This window comes from Pseudomonas medicaginis (assembly GCF_965119365.1).
In the GTDB taxonomy this organism is placed as follows: domain Bacteria; phylum Pseudomonadota; class Gammaproteobacteria; order Pseudomonadales; family Pseudomonadaceae; genus Aquipseudomonas.
Map to the genome: position 1 here is coordinate 3,034,858 of NZ_OZ221631.1, position 18,760 is coordinate 3,053,617.

Consider the following 18,760-nt stretch of genomic DNA (forward strand, 5'->3'; position numbering starts at 1 on the left):
CATGACCGATGGCGCGTACGATGGATATCCTTCTATCAACTCGTTGGCGGCTCTGGGTGACGGCCGTTCGATAGCGCTGGTCGGCCAGGATGGAGAGCTGCAATGGTTCTGCCCGTGCCGCTTTGACGCTGATCCCGTGATCTGGCGGTTGTTGGACCGGTCCCGTGGCGGCCGGATGCATCTTTCAGCGACCGGCGGTGCCAAGCCGCGAATGCGCTACTTGGAAAATACCGCAGTCCTTGAACAGCGGTGGGAAAATTCCGAAGGCGAGGCGCGCGTCACGCAGTTTATGGTATGGCCGGCAGAAAACATGCAACAGAGCCTGCTCTGGTGTGTAGAAGGCGTATCCGGGGAGCTGAACTTCGAATTGGTGTTTGAGCCTGCGTCAGGCTTCGGGCAGTCGCTAGCAACATGGGAACCAAATGAGTCGGGGCAGTTGCAGACTGAAAGCCCGCCGCTGCGACTCGACACCAAGCTCCAGATGGAGCGCACCGACAAGGGCTGGCGCGGCCGGCGCTCGGTCAAGGTCGGAGAGCGTTTTATAGTGGCGCTGTACGCGGGGCTCGATTCAGCACAGCCCACGCCGTTGTCGCAGGAACAATGCTGGGCGCGCCGGGATGCCACAATTGATGCCTGGCGGGCTTGGTGCGCCAGGCTGCAGTGTCCCGTCCTTCATCGCGAGTTAATCGTGCGTAGCGCCATAGCCCTTAAGCTGCTGATCTACGAGCCGACCGGGGCGGTGATCGCCGCTGGCACCACTTCATTGCCCGAGGCACTCGGGGGGACGCGCAACTGGGACTATCGCTACACATGGTTCCGCGATGCAGGGCAGACGCTGGGTGCATTATTTACCCTTGGCTGTCATGAAGAGGCACACCGCTGGGCGCAATGGCTGCAAGACACCGTTGAGCGACAGGGCATGCCCTTGAAGATCTTCTACACGGTGGATGGCGAGCCTGTGCCGACGGAGCGGATCATCGTAGAAGCCGAGGGCTATGGCGGCTCCGCACCGGTGCGGGTCGGCAATGCCGCCGATACGCAACGTCAGCTGGATATTTACGGCGAGCTGCTCGAATGTGTGTACATTTGTGACGAAATGAACGCGCCGGCACTGCGCGCGCATTGGCCGTACATGCGCACGGTGGCTGATTTCATTGCTGCGCACTGGCGCGAACCTGGGCAAGGCATCTGGGAAATACGGAGCGAGCCACGTCAGTTCGTGCACTCGAAGGTCATGGCCTGGACCGGGTTGCAGCGTGCGCTATGGTTGCAGCGTCGACACCAACTCAATGCCGACGTACGGACTTGGCAGCGTGAGGCCGAGACGATTCACAAGCAGGTGCTGCAAGAAGGCGTCAGCGCGGACGGTCGTCATTTCGTTCGCGCTTACGGCGAACGGGAATTGGATGCGGCGCTGCTTTTGATCGCACGTAGCGGTTTCATTAAATACGACCATGCGCTGTATCGCGGCACTGTACATGCCATCTGCAAGACCTTGACAATCGAAGGTCAACCTTGGCTTCTGCGTCGCTACCGCTTGTGCGATCCGGACGGGTTGGAGGGCCGAGAGGGGGCCTTTTTTATCTGTAGTTGCTGGCTGGTCGAGGCACTTGCGGCGCTGGGCGCATTTGCTGAAGCCCAAGCCCTGTTTGAGCGATTACACATCCTGCAGGGTAAGTTCGGCCTATTCGCCGAAGTGATCGACCCGTCAACCCGCGATCAGCGTGGCAACCTGCCGCAGGCGTACTCACATGTAGGCTTGATAAGGGCAGCTATCAGCGTAAGCAGGCCGTAGCGGACGCCGCTCAGGCCTAAGTAGCTGACCATAAGAACTGCCCATGAGCGGCTTGGATTTGGGCTCGAGCGGCTTACTTGGTCGATTTGTGGGTAGGCTTGTTGCACTGCCAGCCCGTCTTCTTTCGTATTCCAGTGAGGTTCGATCAATGGAAAACCAAGGAAAATATTTGCGCCAGGGGGCGATGCAGTCCGACCAGAGTATGGACGAACACATGCAAATGATGGAGCGTCGGCATTTAGCCACGTTGTGGTGTCATCTCCTCAATGCGTTGCTGGGCTTCTGGGTAATCAGCGCACCTTTCACCTTCGGCTACCTGAATATTGCGCCGGACGCCCTTGATCTGCCTCGTCTGGCTGTCGAGCGAGAACTTGCGGATGTTGCCACCCGCGCTTGGATGATGACTTGGAATGATATCGTTAGTGGCATATTGATCGTGACGTTCGCATTGTTCTCACTCAAGCGAGTCGGCTGGGCCAATTGGGCCAATACTGTTATGGGGCTTTGGTTGATCAGCGCGCCGTTGGTATTTTGGACACCTTCCCCCGCCAGCTACGGGAACGCTTTGTTGGTAGGCGGATTGATTATTGCTTTTTCTGTGCTGGTGCCAATGATGCCCGGTATGAGCATGAGCGGGATGATGCAAAAAGGCTCCGTGCCCCCGGGCTGGGACTACAATCCCTCGACTTGGCTGCAACGCCTGCCAATAGCCCTGCTGGCATTTATCGGGGTTCTCCTTGCGCATTATCTCGCTGCCTACCAGATCGGTCATACCAATAGTGCCTGGGATCCTTTTTTTGGGGGGCCCTCCACTGATCCTACGGTAAAGGCTAATGGCACCGAGATCATCATTACATCCCCCATGTCGCGTGCCTGGCCGGTGTCCGATGCTGGCGTCGGCGTGCTTGCCTACATGATTGAGTTGACCATGGCGGTGATGGGTGACGCCCGGCGCTGGCGCACGATGCCGTGGATGGTCGCTGCATTCGGTATAGTGGTGGTGCCATTGGGCGCGGTGAGCATCTTCTTCATCATCGTTCAGCCGATCGTTATTGGCACGTGGTGCACCCTGTGTCTTATCCAGGCCTTAGCGATGCTGGTCATGATGCCCTATGCGCTCGATGAGCTGGTTGCCATGGGGCAGTTTCTCAAGGATGCCAAGCGCCGCGGTAAGCCAATGTGGCGGACTTTCTTCAAAGGCGATGCGATGGAGGGTTGCCGGCAAGACGACACGCCCGAGTTCACCGGTAGCCTATCGCACATGGCGCAGCAGGGATTGCGCGGTGTCAACGTGCCATGGAACCTGCTACTGCTTTGTTTACTCAGCGTCTGGCTGATGTTCACTCGGCTGACTTTTGGCACAGCAGGCGCTATGGCCAACAGTGATCACCTGATGGGCTCGCTGCTGCTCACCGTCACTGTATTGGCTATGGCCGAGGTAGCCAGGTCGCTGCGCTTTCTGAACCTGCCTATCGGACTGTGGCTTGTGGCAGCGCCCTGGTTTCTCGATGGCGGTTCGACGGCCTCGACAGTCGGGAGTTTAATCGTCGGCGTACTCGTAATTGGCCTCAGTCTACCAAAGGGGCCGATTCGACACCGCTTTGGTGGCTGGAACCGGATCATCCGCTGAGCCTTACCAGAGTCATGAAGCAGGAGTTGATTGCATGAAGGAGCCAACGGCAGTCATTACCGGCGGGACCGCTGGCGTCGGTCGCGCTACCGCAGTGGCTTTTGCCCGAGCCGGGTATCGCGTGGCAGTGCTTGCACGCGGAAGCCAGGGGCTTGCTGCCACGCGAGATGAACTGATGGACATGGGCGCCAAGGTACTCACGATCCAATGCGACATGGCCGATTTCACCGCGGTGGATCGTGCCGCCGAGCGCGTCGAACAAGAGTTGGGGCCTATAGAGGTCTGGGTCAATAACGCCATGGTTACGCTTTTTGGACCCGTATCGACCCTCCAGGCGGCTGATATCGGTCAAGTGACTAATGTCACCTATCTAGGGTTCGTTCACGGAACCCTCGCCGCACTACGTTATATGCGTGGACGCGACCGCGGTACCATTGTCCAGGTCGGCTCAGCACTGTCCTATCGCGCGATTCCTATGCAGGCAGCCTATTGCGGCGCCAAGTTTGCCATCCGCGGGTTCACCGACTCTCTGCGCAGTGAACTTATCCACGATAAAAGCCGCATCCGTCTGACTATGGTCCAGTTACCAGGACACAACACTCCGCAGTTTGACTGGGCCCGCAATACTCTAGGAAAACGGCCAAAGCCTGTGCCCCCGATCTACTCGCCGGAGGTCGCCGCCCTGTCGATTTTGCGCGCAGCCATCGACGCTCCACGTGAACTCTGGCTCGGCAAAGCAGTATTCGAGGCAATTCTGGGCGGCATGTTATTTCCCGGTCTGCTTGACCGGGTCATGGCCAAACGGGCGTGGGATGGTCAGCTCACTGACGAGAAGGAGGACCCTGACCGATCAGACAATCTTTATGGACCAGTGAATGGCCTGGCTCGTACCTCGGGACGTTTCTCGGAGCGGGCCTGCGGCAAGGCTGTGGGGCTTAGTTCTGAGACAGCCGGTAAACTGATTTGTATCATGGTTGTGCTCGTTGTCATGGTGACAGGCTTGGTCATCGCAACGGCAGTTGGTTGACCCTGCTCTTGGGGCTCGCCGACGTAGACGACTAGCCCCTTTCGTGAACACGTTCGAGAGCGATTCTCGTTGTTGGGCTGGTCCTCAATTATCTGGCACCCACTAAGATGTTCATCTGGCTAACGGCAGTTGCAGCTACCGGGAACATGACGACCTGGATCATCATCATCATCTTCGTCGCGCAGCTTAAGTTTCGCTGAACATCCAGCACCTCAGAAGTGAAGAGTCACACCGTCAAAATTTCTTGGTGCGCTGAGCAACTACGTGACGATAGCCTTTTTGTTTTTTGTTCTGGCCATCATGAGTTACATCGGGGGCCATACGTTTTTGGCGTGATCGCCGACGCTTTGCGGTTGTTCTATTTCGCGGCCGTTTACTGAACAATTTACCGGAAAGGGGTCGTTGGTAAGTGAGGAGCGGGATGAGCGCGGAACGGAGCAGGTTGACACCGTGATTGAGAGGTTGGTCTTGCTGCAAGCGAGCATCGGCTTGAGCCAACCGACGAAGCGACCCAGAAATATTAGGTTGAACTCGATGAAGGGGCGGTAACGGCCACGTGTCCTTCTCAAGGGGCCTAATTCATGCAGAAGGAGCAAAGCCGCGATGCCCTTTTTTTGCTCTTGATACACCCTAAAAACAAGTCCAGAATTAAGTCTTTTCCTGCTCTGGCAAGAAAATAAACCCCTTAGATTTCAAAGGGTCGGACGCTAAATGCGAGTCTCGTTTCCCGCTCCAAGATTCAGAAAAAAAAGCCACTCATCTGAGTGGCTTTTTTTTGCCTGAGATTTCCCAATGTCAGTGGTTGTGTGGCGATCGACTATATTATTTACGCACTTACCCTGCTACTGCGCCTCGGAAGTACAGGCATACGCCGGCTTGAGGTTCGACGTCTTCGCATTGGTCGCTTTCGAATAGTATTGGACGAGTCTTCGTTTAGTGGATTTCCTCATAGTGGACTGGATGCGCTGGACGCTTCAGTGTTCAATGAATCTTTGGTAATCGGTGATGTTGATGGAAACGCTGCAAGTCGATGGTATCCCCGAGTTCATTCTGGCCGCTCAGCTCGAGAGCTTCACCGCAGCTTCACTGAGGCTTGGTGTTACCAGTTCTGCCGTGGGCAAGAGCGTTTCACGTCTGGAAAAACGCCTTGGCATCAAGTTAATGCATCGGACAACACGACGGTTAAGTCTGACAAGCGAGGGTGAGGCTTATCTGGCGACCTGTGTGCAGGTGATGGAGAGTCTGCAGCAAACCGAAAGCTGGCTATCGACCGGGCACGCCGAAGCCCGGGGGCGCTTGCGCATAGACCTGCCAGCAGCGTTTGGACGGCGCCATATTGCACCGATGTTGATTCGGCTGACGTCGCAATTCACTCAGTTGGATCTGACCATGTCATTCGGTGAGCGTAAAGTCGATATGGTGGCCGAGGGTATTGATCTAGCTGTGCGCATTGGTGATTTGATGGATGACCCGGAACTTGTGGCGCGCCGGTTAGGCGAGCAAAGTCTGGTGATATGCGCAGCGCCTGGCTATCTGCGCGGCCGACCGCTCGTGAAGGAAAGATCAGACCTTCTAACCCACGATTGCATCATTGCCTGGCGCAAAGGCTTACGGGCTACATGGCTTCTCAAGGGCGACAAGGGCTCGCTGGAGCACCAGGAAATACGTGTACGGCACGAGTTTGGTGACGGTGAAATGATGCTCAAGGCGACGGTGGAGGGGGGCGGGTTATGTCAGTTGCCCACGTGGCTGGTAGACGAGCACCTGCAAAGCGGTGCATTGGTAACGGTGCTGGATCAATACGCGGGTGCACGTATGCCGATACATGTCATTTGGCCGCGAACTCGCTATATACAACCCAAGGTCAGGATTGTCATTGACGAGTTGCTGGCGATGTCGGAGCAATACAATGAGTTATTTGCACCGGACGACGCATGACGGGAGGCGAGGGCAGGAACACTTGCTACTGCCCTCATTCCAGTCGACCTATTAGGCCTGAGCGGCGTCGTAGGTCGGGTAGTCTGTGTACCCGCGAGTGACGGAGCCCTCGACGCCATACCAGGTTGCACGATCAGCCTCGGCAATGGGCAATCCCTTCTCCAGGCGCGCCACAAGATCAGGATTGGCGATGAAAGGGCGACCGAATGCAATGAGATCGAGGTCACCGCGCTCCAGTGCAAGATCAGCTGTCTCACGGGTGAACCCGCCTGCCGCCAGCAGCGTGCCGCGGTAAGCTTGGCGGAACTGAGTGGCGAAGCCCTCGGGAATGCGTTGAGCGCCAATGGACAGTTGGTCGCTGAGATGCACATAGGCAAGGTCACGTTTAGACAATGCCTCCGCCAGCGTCAGCCATGTTTCCTTTTCGTCGGCATAAGGCTGCATGTCATAGAGGCGACCGAATGGCGACAGCCGAACGCTTACCCGATGACTGCCAATTTCCGCGCATAATGCATCGAGCGTTTCGAGCAAAAAACGCCGGCGGTTTTCAGGGGAACCGCCGTACTCGTCTGTGCGAGTGTTCAAAGCACCGTTGATGAATTGTTCGAACAAATAGCCGTTCGCTCCATGCAGCTCAATGCCGTCAAAACCGGCGTTGATGGCACGGCGAGCCGCTTCCACGAACTCAGCGGCAATGTCGTGTATCTCGTCGACACTCAGTGCACGGGGCTTGCTGGCTTGTACCGGGCCAGGCTTGCCGGACTCGACCCACGCATAGGCCTTACTGTTTTGGGCAACAACTGCCATCGATGACACCGGGGCAGCGTTATCCGGCTGAATCGACACGTGTGACAGACGACCGACATGCCAGAGCTGCGCGAAAATATGTCCACCGGCGGTATGAACCGCATCAGTCACGCTGCGCCACGCTTGGGTTTGATCGTCGTTGTATAGGCCAGGATTGAACAGGTAGCCACAACCCTGGCGCGAGATAGGTATGCCTTCGGTAATGATCAAGCCCGCCGATGCCCGCTGTTTGTAGTAAAGAACCGTATGCTCGTCGGGAATATCCTCTAGGGCACGGGCGCGCGTCATGGGCGCCATGACAATACGGTTTGTCATTGGCGTGCCAGCCAGATCAAAGGGCTGAAAAAGTTTGCTCATCGCTGTTCTCGCTTGAAAGAGTGGAGAGCGGTCAATCGCTCGGGAAGGTTTAAACGTTGGTCCCGAGGATAATCCATCAGCTGAAAGCGATTAATAAGTGAACAAGATACTGAGTTTGTCCTGGGAGGATGGAATGCGGGATAAATTCCAGGAGACAGAAGGTAAACGCCTTGGCGACTGAACGCTCGTTCAGGGCATTGAGTCGATCAGCCAATGCCTTGGCTTGGTCGTGGCTATGAAGCAACTCCAATAGTACGACGGCATTGCGGAGCCTTCCACAAGGTTGAAATCGATCGCGCGTTCAAACTGATCCTCGTTGGTGGCCTGCAGGGTGTGCGGAGATAAGCTGCAAAACCTTTAGGCAAGACAAGCGTCAAGTAGCCACATGCAGAAAAAACGCTGCGGTGAGCTAGTAGTGCTCCCAACGCAGGCAGTCTGGACCGGGCGGCACGCAGGGAGCTTGAGCTGCTGCGACAGGAAGCGGCCATGGTGCTCCAATCATTCAATTTTTTCCGCACATGAAAGTCTTGACGCTAAGGTGATCGATACAACACGTATTCCATCCTAGGATTCCTGAGTGTTCATACTCGAAGACGGATTTTCTTTTCTGGAAACAAGCTTAGAGTCGGTCTATATCGTCTTCACTGTCTACGCACTACGCACTACGCACTACGCACTACGCACTACGCACTACGCACTACGCACTACGCACGAGCGTTGCCAGAGGTAGCTTGTGCTCGGGTTCGGACTTCCTTCATCACTGCTATCTAAAGAGATCAACACCATGGATGCATTACTTAAAGGCCTGCTCGACCGCGAAGAGATACGTAACCTAAGGACGCTCTATGCCCACCATCTGGACAGCAACGACATCCAAGCTCTCGATCAGGTTTTCTCCAGCGATGCGGTAGTGGAGGTCACCGTTGGTAAGATGGAAGGCATCGATGCCATCCGGACCGGACTTGATGAAGCCTTCAAACTCTATGACCGCGATCGTCGGGGCAGCTACCCTTTTATGCATGCAATAGTTAACCATTGGATACAACTGACCGGGCCAGATACCGCTGAAGGGCGTTGCTACCTGATCGATTTCGAAACAGCCACCAAGCCGGACCCCAATCCATTGTTGCTTTTGGGCCTTTATGCGGATGAGTACAAGCGCATCAATGGCCAATGGCGTATCACCCGCACCCGGCTTGACGTGGTTTGGCCGACGTCTGAGTAGAGGAAAAATGACCCAACTTGCGTTGGGCCATTTTAAGCGTTAACACGCCCCTCTGAGGTAGCATGCACAAAGCACTCGTTTCGAAGGTCGGTTGAAGGCATGGCGTGGGTACGAGATCCATGCCACGGACTTCGTCTTACTGTCTGCCGGCGATCTTCGCGTCCGGGACATAGTCTCCCCAGCCGCCGGCCACTGCTTGGTATAGCGCTACGATGGCCAAGGTATTACGCGCACGACTCTGAATATAGGCGTCTTGCGCGAGGAGTCGCGCATTCTCCGCATCCAAAAGCTCAAGAACGTTGATCGAACCCTGATCGAAGCGGAGTTTTGCCATGTCAGATGCACGAACACTAGCTTCTGCCGCGTGCTGTAAATACGCATTCTCCTGCTCGGTACGGTTGACTCCTACCAGCGCATTCTCAGTTTCCTCGATCGCAGTGAGAACGGTGCGCTCATAGGCGGCAAGATCCGCGGCAGTCGCAGCGTTGGCAGCAGCAATCCGGGCGCGTATACGGCCTACGTTCAGGAAAGACCCATCGACGCCCAAGGATACCAAACGAGTTTCGCTGTCACGTTCGAACAAGGCATCCGCCCTGAACGCTTGTGCGCCAATCAGCCCTCCAAAGGTGAAACGAGGGAACAGATCGGCAGTTGCAACTCCCACGCGGGCGGTGGCTGCAGCCAGGCGCCGTTCGGCACCGGCGACATCAGGGCGACGACGCAGCAGTTCGCTTGGTGCAGCTACGACGAAGTTTTTGGGTAGGGCAGGCAATTCGCCTGGAATCTCCAACTCATCCGCGAGAACTCTTGGGACCTCACCGATGAGTACAGCGATGCGATGAGTCGCGACCTCGACCCTTGCTTGGAGCGGGGGAATGCGCGAACGCGTAGTCTCCAACTGGGTCTGACCCCTGTCCACGTCAAAGGGAGTCGCCGTTCCTGAATCCAGTCGCAGCTTTAAAAGATCGAGTGTGCGTTCCTGATTCGCTGAGTTCTCTTGCGCGATCCGCAACTGCGACTGCCATCCTCGCAGTTGCCAGTAGGTACGCACCAGTTCGCTCACGACCGCAACTTGCATTGCGGCGAAATCGTTTGCTGTGGCTGAGGTTTCCGCACGCTGAGACTCAACGCTCCTGCGAACCCGGCCGAACAGATCGAGCTCCCAACTGAAGCCGATGTTGCCTTCGTACTGATCATGGTCGCGATCTGACCGGCTCACCCCGGGCGCTTGATCGGCGCTGTTACGTGCGGATCCGGCTTGCGCGTCCGCGGTGATGGTTGGAAATTGGTCGTACCTAGCCCCGCGCAGGAGCGCGCTTGCCTGCTGATAATTGGCAAAAGCGATGCGCAGGTCGTGGTTGTGCACCAAGGCAGAATCGATCAATCGATCCAACATAGGGTCGTCGAACATCCGCCAGAACTTCGGGTCTGCTTGTGGTGACGCTTGTGAGGACGAGGTGGCGGCCGTGTCCAGCTGCCGCGCATAGTCATGCAGATCCGGGGACTCAGGCTTCACGTAGTCCGGGCCGACTGCGCAGCCGGCCAGCAACAGCACTGCAGCCATTGAAGCGACAGTTCTCAATGCATCTGGTCGCCTCGCAAACCCCTTGCTGTGGGTTCTGGGACGGGTTTTTTGGAGATAGATGAAGATCATGATTGAGCCGCCCCCGGATCGAACGATGAATGACCGTGCTGTACCAGCTTGCGGCCAGAGAGCTTGCGCAGGGTCACATAGAAGACCGGTGTCAGGAACAAGCCGAAGAGCGTGACGCCCAGCATGCCGGCGAAGACGGTGACGCCGGTTACGGCACGCACTTCCGCTCCTGCCCCCGCCGAAAGAACGAGTGGCAGCACACCGGCTATGAAGGCGATGGACGTCATCACGATCGGTCGAAGACGCAGGCGGCACGCCTCTAGCGCTGAGTCGATGATGCTCTTGCCTTGCATCTCCAGTTCGCGGGCGAACTCGACGATAAGGATCGCGTTTTTGCACGCTAGGCCCATCAGCACGACCAAACCCACTTGAACGAACACGTTGTTGTCACCGCCCGTAATCCACACCCCGAATAGTGCCGATAGCAAGCACATCGGAACAATCAGAATCACCGCAAGGGGTAACGTCCAGCTCTCGTACAACGCAGCCAAGACTAGGAAGGCGAGCATCACCGCCAGGGGGAACACGATCAGTGCGGCATTGCCCTGGGTCGCCTGCTGATAGCTCAGGTCAGTCCACTCGATCTCCATTCCGGGCGGCAAGACCTTTTGCGACATACCGGCCACGGTTCCCATCGCCTGCGCGGACGAGAGCACACGCGGATCTGCTTCGCCAGCCAGATCCGCAGCCGGGTAGCCGTTGAAGCGCAAGACTGGATCCGGTCCAAATGTCTGCTTTACGTTCACAACCGATCCGATGGGCACCATGTCGCCCGCAGCATTGCGCGTTCGCAGCCGAGCGATGTCGTCGATACTGTCGCGGAAAGGCGCATCGGCTTGGGCGATCACCTGCCATGTCCGTCCGAACTGGTTGAAGTCATTGACATAGACCGACCCGAGATAAGTCTGCAGCGTATCGAACACACCGGTCAGCGGTACGCCTTGCGACTTGGCCTTGGTTCGATCCACTTCGGCATCGAATTGCGGCACGTTGGCCTGATAGCTGGTGATCGGGTAGCCCATACCGGGCACCTGCGACAGAGCGCCCTGGAAGCCGCTCACCGCATTCTGAAGCTCGCCGTACCCCAGACCTGCGCGGTCCTGGACGAACAGTGAAAAACCGGCGCCACTGCCCAACCCGAGAATGGGAGGGGGCATCATCGAGAAGGTGATACCCTCTTGAAGTCCCGCAATTTTCTGATTGATCTCGGCGTTGATCTGAGCGGCGCTCCGGCCCTTGCGATCCTCAAAGGGCTTCAGGATAAGAAACGTCATGCCTGTATTGGGGGTATTGGTCATCTGCAGCGCGTTCAGACCAGGGAGAGCGACAGCACTCGCAACCCCATCGGTCTCGAGCGCAATGTCGACTACCTTGCTCAACAGAGCGTCCGTGCGTGAGAGCGAGGATCCTTCGGGCATCTTCACGCCAGCGATGAGATACATCTTGTCCTGCGTAGGAATGAAGCCTCCCGGAACGGTCTTGAAGATCAATGCTGTACCTGCAAGCAACAAGGCGTAGACCACGAACACGGCGCCTCGGCTTCCCAGTGTTTTTGAGATCCCACGCTCGTACTTGTCAGAGCTGGATTTGAAGAAACGGTTGAAAGGTCGAAATATCCAACCGCAGAGTCGATCGATCAGTCGAGTCAGTCCATCCTTGGGCGCGTTGTGGGATTTCAGCAGACGCGCAGCAAGGGCCGGTGAGAGCGTCAACGAGTTCAAACCCGATATCGCCGTCGCGATTGCGATCGTCACGGCGAACTGCTTGTAGAACTGCCCGGTGACTCCGTCAAGGAACGCCATGGGTATGAACACGGCGCACAGGACAAGCGTGATGGCGACGATAGGCCCAGAGACTTCCTTCATGGCCTGATGTGCGGCGGCGATTGGACTGAGCCCGCCTTCGATGTTTCGCTCGACGTTCTCCACCACAACGATGGCGTCATCGACCACAATGCCGATCGCCAGTACCAAGCCAAACAACGTCAGCGTGTTGATCGAGAAGCCCAGAAGATGCAGGCCCGCGAAGGTACCGATGATGGACACCGGAACCGCGATGAGCGGGATGATCGATGCACGCCAGGTCTGCAGGAACAGGATCACCACCAGCACGACCAGGATCACAGCTTCCAGGAGCGTGTGCACCACTGAGCTGATCGACTCCCGGACGAAGATGGTGGTGTCATAGACAGCCTCATACTTCACGCCCTCGGGGAAAGTCTTTTGCATCTTGTCCATCGTCGCAATGACTTGGTCGCGGATGTCCAGCGCATTGGCCCCCGGCGCCTGGAAAACGCCCATGCCCACCACCGCGTTATTGCGATCAAGCTTGGCGCGCAACGTGTAGTCACCAGCACCAAGTTCCAGCCGTGCAACGTCGCGCAGCCGAACCAGCTCACCGCTAGGGCCGGCCTTGAGCACGATATCGCCGAACTCCTGCTCACTGCGCAGGCGTCCTTTGGCGTTGATGAGGTTCAGAAAGTCACTGTTTGGCATTGGCTCAGCGCCGATCTGGCCGGCCGACACCTGCACGTTCTGTTCCCGCATGGCTGCGACAACATCAGCCGCGGTCAAGCCACGCGCCGCGATCGCTTCCGGGTTGAGCCACGCGCGCATCGCATAGTCACCGCCACCGAGCATGTTGACGTCGCCCACACCCGGGATACGCGCCAGCGTGTCCTTGACATGAAGGCGCGCGTAGTTGCGCAGGTACAGCGCATCGTACTTTTGGTCGGGTGAAGTCAGATGCACCACCATCAGGAAGGTGGGTGATTGTTTCTGAACCGTCACGCCCTGCCGACGTACGTCCTCTGGAAGCTTCGCGTTGGCCTGTGCCACGCGATTCTGAACGCGGACCGTTGCGTCATCAGCGTCCACGCCAGGTCGGAAAGTCACTGTCATCAGCAGAACGCCGTCCGAGCCGGCAACAGACTTCATGTACATCATGCCTTCGACGCCGGTGATCGCTTCTTCCAGCGGCGTGGCTACGGTTTCGGCGATGACCTGGGGGTTAGCGCCTGGATAGTTGGCGCGCACGACGACAGATGGAGGAACGACGTCAGGATATTCACCGATCGGAAGGCTCGGTATGGCAATCAGGCCTGCGGCGAATATTACGATCGACAGCACCGCCGCGAAGATCGGTCGTTCGATGAAAAACTTGGAAAAATCCATGGAGAACCTCGTCAATCTTGAGTGGGCTGTGCGCTAGTTCTTCGCACTTCCGGCAGTGGCTGGCGTGGGAGCTGCCAACGGCTGCGCATCGACGGGCATGCCTGGCATGAAAACCTTTTGTACGCCGCTGACGATCACCCGATCACCTTCCTTCAGCCCTTCCTCGACGACGCGCAAACCCTCCGAAGTTCCTCCCAACCTGACGTCGCGGCGCTGCGCTGTTCCATTGTCATCGACGATGTAGACGTACTTGCGCGTTTGATCGGTGAGAACGGCCTTGTCGTCGATCAGGAGGGCGTTGAACTGTCCACTTCCCAGCAAGCGCACGCGGGCATAGAGACCCGGAGTGAACACGCGGGCCTTGTTGTCCAGGACCGCCCGCACTCGGATGGTTCCGCTTGCACGATCTACCTGGTTGGATAGGAAGTCGACGGTGCCTGTATGAGGGAAATCAGGCTCATCGGCCAATCCTATTTGAACCGGCAGTTTCCCCTCACGTTCGCTCGGACGCTGCCCTTCGCGAGCCATACGCGCGTAGCGGAGGAAGGCGTTCTCATCAGCTTCGAAGTAAACGAAGACTTTGTCCTGAGACACCAGTGTGGTGAGCACACTCGCCGAATCTCCAGCGGCCACGAGATTTCCCGCCGTCACAAACGCACGATCAGCGCGTCCATCGATTGGAGCGCGAACCTGCGTCCATTCAAGGTTGAGCTTTGCCGTCTCTACTGCGGCCTGTGCCGCCTGGACATCCGCCTGGGCGGTTTCATCCGCGGCGCGGCGCTGCTCCCACAACTCGGTGGAAATGGCCTGACTTTCGACCAGCACTTTGGCACGATCTGCTTCGCCTTTGCTCTGTCTGGCCAAGCTTCGAGCTCTAGACAACTGCGCTTCGGCGCGGCTGAGTTCCGCGCGGTAGCTTCTTGGATCGATAGTGAAAAGGACATCTCCCTTCCGGACTTCCTGGCCTTCCTTGAATGCGACCCGATCCACGTAACCTGATACACGGGGACGCAACTCGACCACTTCGATGGCTTCAATTCTCCCGTTGTACTCATCCCAGCGGCTGATTTTTTTGGGTGTGACCGGCACGATGCTGACTTGGGGCGCCGGGGAGGCGGGTGGGGGGGCTTCGCCGCTGCAGCCAACGAGTATGACCGCAGATAGCGTACTGAGTGCGAGCACGGCCAGCCGGGGACGCGCGTACGCCATGCTGGAGCAAGAGTGAGTCATCAGACGTCCTCAGAATGAAATGAAACGACGTGACACGCCTGGCCCATCGACACCTCCTTCAACCGCAAACTGGAGCTCAGTAGGTGTGGTCGGCAATGGGGAGTGCGATGGGTGGGGTATCGCCGGATGTCTGCCGTGGTACACGCAAACGTGGATCAAAAGCGCTGGCCACGGTGAACGGACGAATTTATAAAGCCTCAACATAACTTGAGGTCAAGAGATAAATTCTCCAGCAGCGTACTGATGGCCGTCGATGATCCATTGGGCGCTTTGGTTCGGGGGATTGCCTCATTGAAGCGTCTTTGGCTGACCATGGCGGGTCGGCAGCGCATCGCTTGATAAGCAGAGAGATGGGATCAAGAAGGTGCTTGCGCTCGGACGTGCTGGAAATACACCCCTGATCTCAATAAAGCTTTAGGTTTTATAAAGCTTGATGGAGAACATAAACCAACAGTCAATTTGGCGAACGTCAGTCTCTGTGCAACCTGTCCGATCAACCTTCGGAGTCATTCCATGGCTACTCGCTGCTACCTCTTCCTCAGTTCGCTCGAGGCTGCTTCTCCGGAGGTCAGCTTGGCGGCTGCATTGGTATGGCTGCTTGTCTCTCAGGAAATGCTCTCTGCGTAACTTCGGCGATGGTCTCGCCAAAAAGGGGCCTGGCCCCCAACTGCTGATCGAAGAGTAGAGGTCTAGGTTGTCTTGAACTTTACAGATCTCCGATGCAGAAAGCCTGGGGGCCCCACCCTGGATCTGCGTCAGGAGTCTTCGAAGTGAGGGCCTGGTCCCAAGGCCGCAAGCTTGTCTTCAGGATTTCGGAGTGGGCACGCTTTTAGTGACAAGCAGCCGCAACCGATGCACCCAGTCAGCTCACTGCGCAGACGCTCCAACTGGAAAATCCGATCTTCCAATGCTGCACGCCATCGCGTTGCCATGGATCTCCATTTGGCCGCGGTAACCCTTACCATCGGATCGTAATCGCCCAAGGCTCCTTGGATCTCGTCCAACGGTATGCCCGCGCGTTGAGCAATTCTTATGATCGCAATGTAGCGAAGTACACCTGGCGTGTAGCGCCTTTGATTGCCCGCTGTGCGGATGCTGCTAATGAGCCCCTTGGACTCATAGAAGTGAAGCGTGGAGACTGCTACGCCGCTGCGTTTTGCGATCTCTCCCACGCTGAACATGCGCACGTTGGCGCCATCCGGAACGGCAGGCATCTTAGGCATCTCCACCTCCAAGATATCAAGTTAAGTTTAGATTCTACTTTCTTGATCTCTACGTGCCAATTCACCGTTGTGGTGATGCCATTGCTGGAGGTTCTTCCTAAAAGATGCGAGCCTAGTATTGGGATTGGGTAACGGACATGCCTGCAGATGCGCGGCAATAAGGAGGTCCGTTGCATTAGGTCCCTCAATCCACGCTAAATGCTCGCGCTCCGGCAGCCGTATCCAGTGCTTCTCTGAGCAGCTTTATCTTCCCGCCCTCTGCGATGAGTAAGCCTGCATAAGTTTGCCGATAGACCTTGCCCGTGCCGACGACCAGCGCTTCGACGGAGTATTCGCCGAAGACCTTGTCGGGCGTATCGATCCAAACCTTGAAATCCTTGAACCGGAAGTCCGGAATCTTCACAAGCAGATCGGCTACCAGCTGCTCAATGGCGGCCGGGCCCTGTGCGTGAACATGAACAGTCGGTATTTCCAGCACGCCGTCCTCTGCAAATAAGGCTGCGGCTGACGTCGGTGCCTGGATGTTGTCTTGATAGGCTTGAAGCAATTCGAGAGCAGTTTTCATGGTGTCCTCTTGGGGGTCTGGATCTTTAGTGTGTATTCGTCAGTCTTGTCCCGTATCGCCATCTATTGCAGGTCTGTGTTGACGATGGATGACAAATTAGATGGTTTATTGGGGTGAATAAAGATGCAATAATCTATTTATTAATTCATTGTGGTGAATAATCTTCTTCCACCTTTTTTAGACATTCCGACGTTTTTTGACCATGGACCAGTTGCTTGCCCTACGCGTTTTCATCCGTATAGCCGAGTCAGGCGCGTTCTCAAAAGCCGCGGACTCGATGAACATTCCGCGCCCGACCGTTACCAAACTGATGCAAGACCTGGAGCGTCACCTGGGCACGAAGCTGCTACACCGAACGACGCGAAGCGTCAGCGTGACTTCGGAGGGGGCTGCTTACTACGAGCGTGCGACGCGGCTTATCGGCGACCTTGATGACATGGACGAGAGTATGGCGAGTGCACAGGCTCAGCCGCGTGGTCGCATCCGCGTCGATATCGGGTCGGTGCTGGCGAACATGATCCTGATTCCGGCGCTTCCAAGTTTCCGCGAGCTCTATCCCAAGCTCCATATCGACCTCGGTGTCAGTGACCGTCCAATCGATCTGATCGGCGAGGGTGTCGACTGCGTCATCCGCGGTGGTGAGTTGGCCGACACCTCACTCGTCGCGCGACGACTTGCAGATCTTGACTGGGTCACCTGTGCGAGTCCGTCGTATCTTGCCGTGCACGGGGTTCCCATCCATCCGTCCGAGTTGATGCACCCTGAGCCAGCGGCAAAGGACAAGATGTGCGGGCCGGGGCATGCGATCCTGGGCTATTTCTCATCACTTACTGGGAGGCCTTTTCCCCTGGAGTTCTGCAAGGCAGCCGACCAGATTCTAGTCCAGGGACAGGTGGTGGTCGGGGTCAACGACAGCTCCGCGTATTTGAGCGCGCTGCTCAGTGGAGTGGGCCTTGGGCAGGCGTTCAGGTTCATGGTTGCGCCGCATCTGGAGAGCGGAAAACTGCGCACCGTGCTCGACGATTGGAATCGGCCGCGACATCGACTGAGCGTGGTCTATCCGAGCAACAGGCATCTCAGCGCAAAGACTCGGCTGTTCGTCGAATGGGTGGTGCATGTGTTTGCTCCGTTCGACGACCGATAAAAGTTGCCTGGACGTAGTCATGGTCTGGTTGGCCCGCCAGCGCTTCAACGTCCACCCGAGACTGTCTCTCAGGTATCAACTGTTTTGGCAAGATGTGCCATCAGCCACTGGCGGAAGCGGTTGACACTTTGTCTGTTCTGGGCTCGGCCTTGGGGTTCCAGCAGGCAGAACTGCGCATCGGTGCGCAATATTGCTTTCGTCGGCCGCACCAGATTGCCGGTCTGCAAGTGGTTGCTCAGCAGGCCCGACCAAGCCAGGGCGATCCCTTGGCCTGCCAGCGCTGACTGGATCAGCATGGCGTAGCTGTTGATATTGATGCGACGCCTGGGTTCTGGCGCCGGGTAGCCGAGGCGTTGGAACCATTCTTTCCAACCTATCCAGTCCCGGTGCTGATCTTCCAGCCACAACCAGGTGCATCCCCCCAACTGTTCCAGCGTCTCGATCCCTGGGTGTTGCGCCAGATAGGTGGGGCTGCATACCGGGAAAATCTCTTCGTTGAACAGCGGTGTAACTTTCATGTTTTTTGGCGGCGTGCTGCAGTAATAAAGCGCCAGGTCACAGTCCAGCCGGGAAAAATCACTGACTTGATCCGTTGCGATGATGCGCAGGTCAATCTCCTCATTCTGGCGCTGGAACTCCGTTACAAGCGGCAGCAGCCACAACGACGCCATTGCCGTGCTGGTGACGACAGTAACTTGCTGCGCGCCTTGCCAGTGACGTATACCCGCCGTGGCCTGAGCGATTTGCTGCAATGTGTCGTGCACACTTTCGTAATACTGGCTGCCGGTGGCGGTGAGGTTGATTTCCCGAGTTGTACGGGTGAACAGCGCCGTGCCCAGGTAATCTTCGAGTAATCGTACCTGGCGGCTTATGGCGCCTTGGGTGACGTTCAGTTCGCGGGCCGCCACGGTGAAACTCAAGTGGCGGGCTGCGGACTCGAACGCCACCAGGCTGTTGAGCGGCGGCAAAGGTTGCAGTTTCATCAGGCTGGG

The 18,760-nt window shown here is 57.0% G+C and carries 13 protein-coding genes; 6 read left to right on the plus strand and 7 right to left on the minus strand.

Annotated features, from left to right (window positions below; translation table 11 throughout):
* Position 1: 1 nt before the first annotated feature.
* From ACMTA2_RS13530 to ACMTA2_RS13545, 4 genes are all read left to right on the plus strand, one after another.
* Positions 2-1,795 carry a glycoside hydrolase family 15 protein gene (locus ACMTA2_RS13530; protein ID WP_413795207.1) on the plus strand — a complete coding sequence of 598 codons (1,794 nt, stop codon included), beginning with the start codon at positions 2-4 and terminating at the stop codon, positions 1,793-1,795.
* Between the two features lie 43 nt (positions 1,796-1,838).
* Positions 1,839-3,425, plus strand: coding sequence for a vitamin K epoxide reductase family protein (locus tag ACMTA2_RS13535; RefSeq protein WP_231139222.1), 1,587 nt, complete (start codon positions 1,839-1,841; stop codon positions 3,423-3,425).
* Positions 3,426-3,459: 34 nt separating this feature from the next.
* Positions 3,460-4,452 carry an SDR family oxidoreductase gene (locus tag ACMTA2_RS13540; RefSeq protein ID WP_058542097.1) on the plus strand — a complete coding sequence of 331 codons (993 nt, stop codon included), beginning with the start codon at positions 3,460-3,462 and terminating at the stop codon, positions 4,450-4,452.
* Positions 4,453-5,463: 1,011 nt separating this feature from the next.
* Positions 5,464-6,390, plus strand: a complete 927-nt coding sequence (locus ACMTA2_RS13545) for a LysR family transcriptional regulator (protein ID WP_413795208.1) — start codon at positions 5,464-5,466, stop codon at positions 6,388-6,390.
* Between the two features lie 51 nt (positions 6,391-6,441).
* On the opposite strand, the gene ACMTA2_RS13550 is transcribed toward ACMTA2_RS13545, so the two are convergent.
* Positions 6,442-7,554 (minus strand): alkene reductase, encoded by a 1,113-nt coding sequence (locus ACMTA2_RS13550; RefSeq protein ID WP_413795209.1) that lies wholly within the window; start codon positions 7,552-7,554, stop codon positions 6,442-6,444.
* A 784-nt stretch (positions 7,555-8,338) separates the two neighbouring features.
* On the opposite strand from ACMTA2_RS13550, the gene ACMTA2_RS13555 reads away from it, so the two are divergent.
* Positions 8,339-8,779, plus strand: a complete 441-nt coding sequence (locus ACMTA2_RS13555) for a nuclear transport factor 2 family protein (protein WP_413795210.1) — start codon at positions 8,339-8,341, stop codon at positions 8,777-8,779.
* Positions 8,780-8,915: 136 nt separating this feature from the next.
* On the opposite strand, the gene ACMTA2_RS13560 is transcribed toward ACMTA2_RS13555, so the two are convergent.
* The 5 genes from ACMTA2_RS13560 to ACMTA2_RS13580 form a co-directional block, all read right to left on the minus strand.
* Positions 8,916-10,433 carry an efflux transporter outer membrane subunit gene (locus tag ACMTA2_RS13560; protein ID WP_413795211.1) on the minus strand — a complete coding sequence of 506 codons (1,518 nt, stop codon included), beginning with the start codon at positions 10,431-10,433 and terminating at the stop codon, positions 8,916-8,918.
* Complete coding sequence (locus ACMTA2_RS13565; protein WP_413795212.1) at positions 10,430-13,606, minus strand: efflux RND transporter permease subunit; 3,177 nt, start codon at positions 13,604-13,606, stop codon at positions 10,430-10,432. Before ACMTA2_RS13565 ends, ACMTA2_RS13560 begins: the two co-directional genes overlap by 4 nt.
* Before the next feature lie 33 nt (positions 13,607-13,639).
* Positions 13,640-14,695 carry an efflux RND transporter periplasmic adaptor subunit gene (locus tag ACMTA2_RS13570; RefSeq protein WP_413795213.1) on the minus strand — a complete coding sequence of 352 codons (1,056 nt, stop codon included), beginning with the start codon at positions 14,693-14,695 and terminating at the stop codon, positions 13,640-13,642.
* 896 nt (positions 14,696-15,591) lie between these two features.
* Positions 15,592-16,050 carry a redox-sensitive transcriptional activator SoxR gene (soxR, locus tag ACMTA2_RS13575; RefSeq protein ID WP_413795214.1) on the minus strand — a complete coding sequence of 153 codons (459 nt, stop codon included), beginning with the start codon at positions 16,048-16,050 and terminating at the stop codon, positions 15,592-15,594.
* A gap of 193 nt (positions 16,051-16,243) precedes the next feature.
* Entirely contained in the window at positions 16,244-16,624 is a 381-nt protein-coding gene (locus ACMTA2_RS13580; protein WP_413795215.1) for a nuclear transport factor 2 family protein, read from the minus strand.
* Between the two features lie 202 nt (positions 16,625-16,826).
* Between ACMTA2_RS13580 and ACMTA2_RS13585 the strand changes: the two genes are divergently transcribed.
* Positions 16,827-17,768 (plus strand): LysR family transcriptional regulator, encoded by a 942-nt coding sequence (locus ACMTA2_RS13585; protein ID WP_413795216.1) that lies wholly within the window; start codon positions 16,827-16,829, stop codon positions 17,766-17,768.
* A 68-nt stretch (positions 17,769-17,836) separates the two neighbouring features.
* Here ACMTA2_RS13585 and ACMTA2_RS13590 read toward each other — a convergent pair whose 3' ends face one another.
* Entirely contained in the window at positions 17,837-18,751 is a 915-nt protein-coding gene (locus tag ACMTA2_RS13590; protein ID WP_338495732.1) for a LysR substrate-binding domain-containing protein, read from the minus strand.
* Positions 18,752-18,760: the final 9 nt, after the last annotated feature.

Excerpts from the sequence above, each read along its gene's own strand:
- ACMTA2_RS13530 (WP_413795207.1), top strand. The coding sequence starts at position 2 with ATGACCGATGGCGCGTACGATGGATATCCTTCTATCAACTCGTTGGCG.
- ACMTA2_RS13535 (WP_231139222.1), top strand. The coding sequence starts at position 1,839 with ATGAGCGGCTTGGATTTGGGCTCGAGCGGCTTACTTGGTCGATTTGTG.
- ACMTA2_RS13540 (WP_058542097.1), top strand. The coding sequence starts at position 3,460 with ATGAAGGAGCCAACGGCAGTCATTACCGGCGGGACCGCTGGCGTCGGT.
- ACMTA2_RS13545 (WP_413795208.1), top strand. The coding sequence starts at position 5,464 with ATGGAAACGCTGCAAGTCGATGGTATCCCCGAGTTCATTCTGGCCGCT.
- ACMTA2_RS13550 (WP_413795209.1), bottom strand. The coding sequence starts at position 7,554 with ATGAGCAAACTTTTTCAGCCCTTTGATCTGGCTGGCACGCCAATGACA.
- ACMTA2_RS13555 (WP_413795210.1), top strand. The coding sequence starts at position 8,339 with ATGGATGCATTACTTAAAGGCCTGCTCGACCGCGAAGAGATACGTAAC.
- ACMTA2_RS13560 (WP_413795211.1), bottom strand. The coding sequence starts at position 10,433 with ATGATCTTCATCTATCTCCAAAAAACCCGTCCCAGAACCCACAGCAAG.
- ACMTA2_RS13565 (WP_413795212.1), bottom strand. The coding sequence starts at position 13,606 with ATGGATTTTTCCAAGTTTTTCATCGAACGACCGATCTTCGCGGCGGTG.
- soxR (WP_413795214.1), bottom strand. The coding sequence starts at position 16,050 with ATGCCTGCCGTTCCGGATGGCGCCAACGTGCGCATGTTCAGCGTGGGA.
- ACMTA2_RS13580 (WP_413795215.1), bottom strand. The coding sequence starts at position 16,624 with ATGAAAACTGCTCTCGAATTGCTTCAAGCCTATCAAGACAACATCCAG.
- ACMTA2_RS13585 (WP_413795216.1), top strand. The coding sequence starts at position 16,827 with ATGGACCAGTTGCTTGCCCTACGCGTTTTCATCCGTATAGCCGAGTCA.
- ACMTA2_RS13590 (WP_338495732.1), bottom strand. The coding sequence starts at position 18,751 with ATGAAACTGCAACCTTTGCCGCCGCTCAACAGCCTGGTGGCGTTCGAG.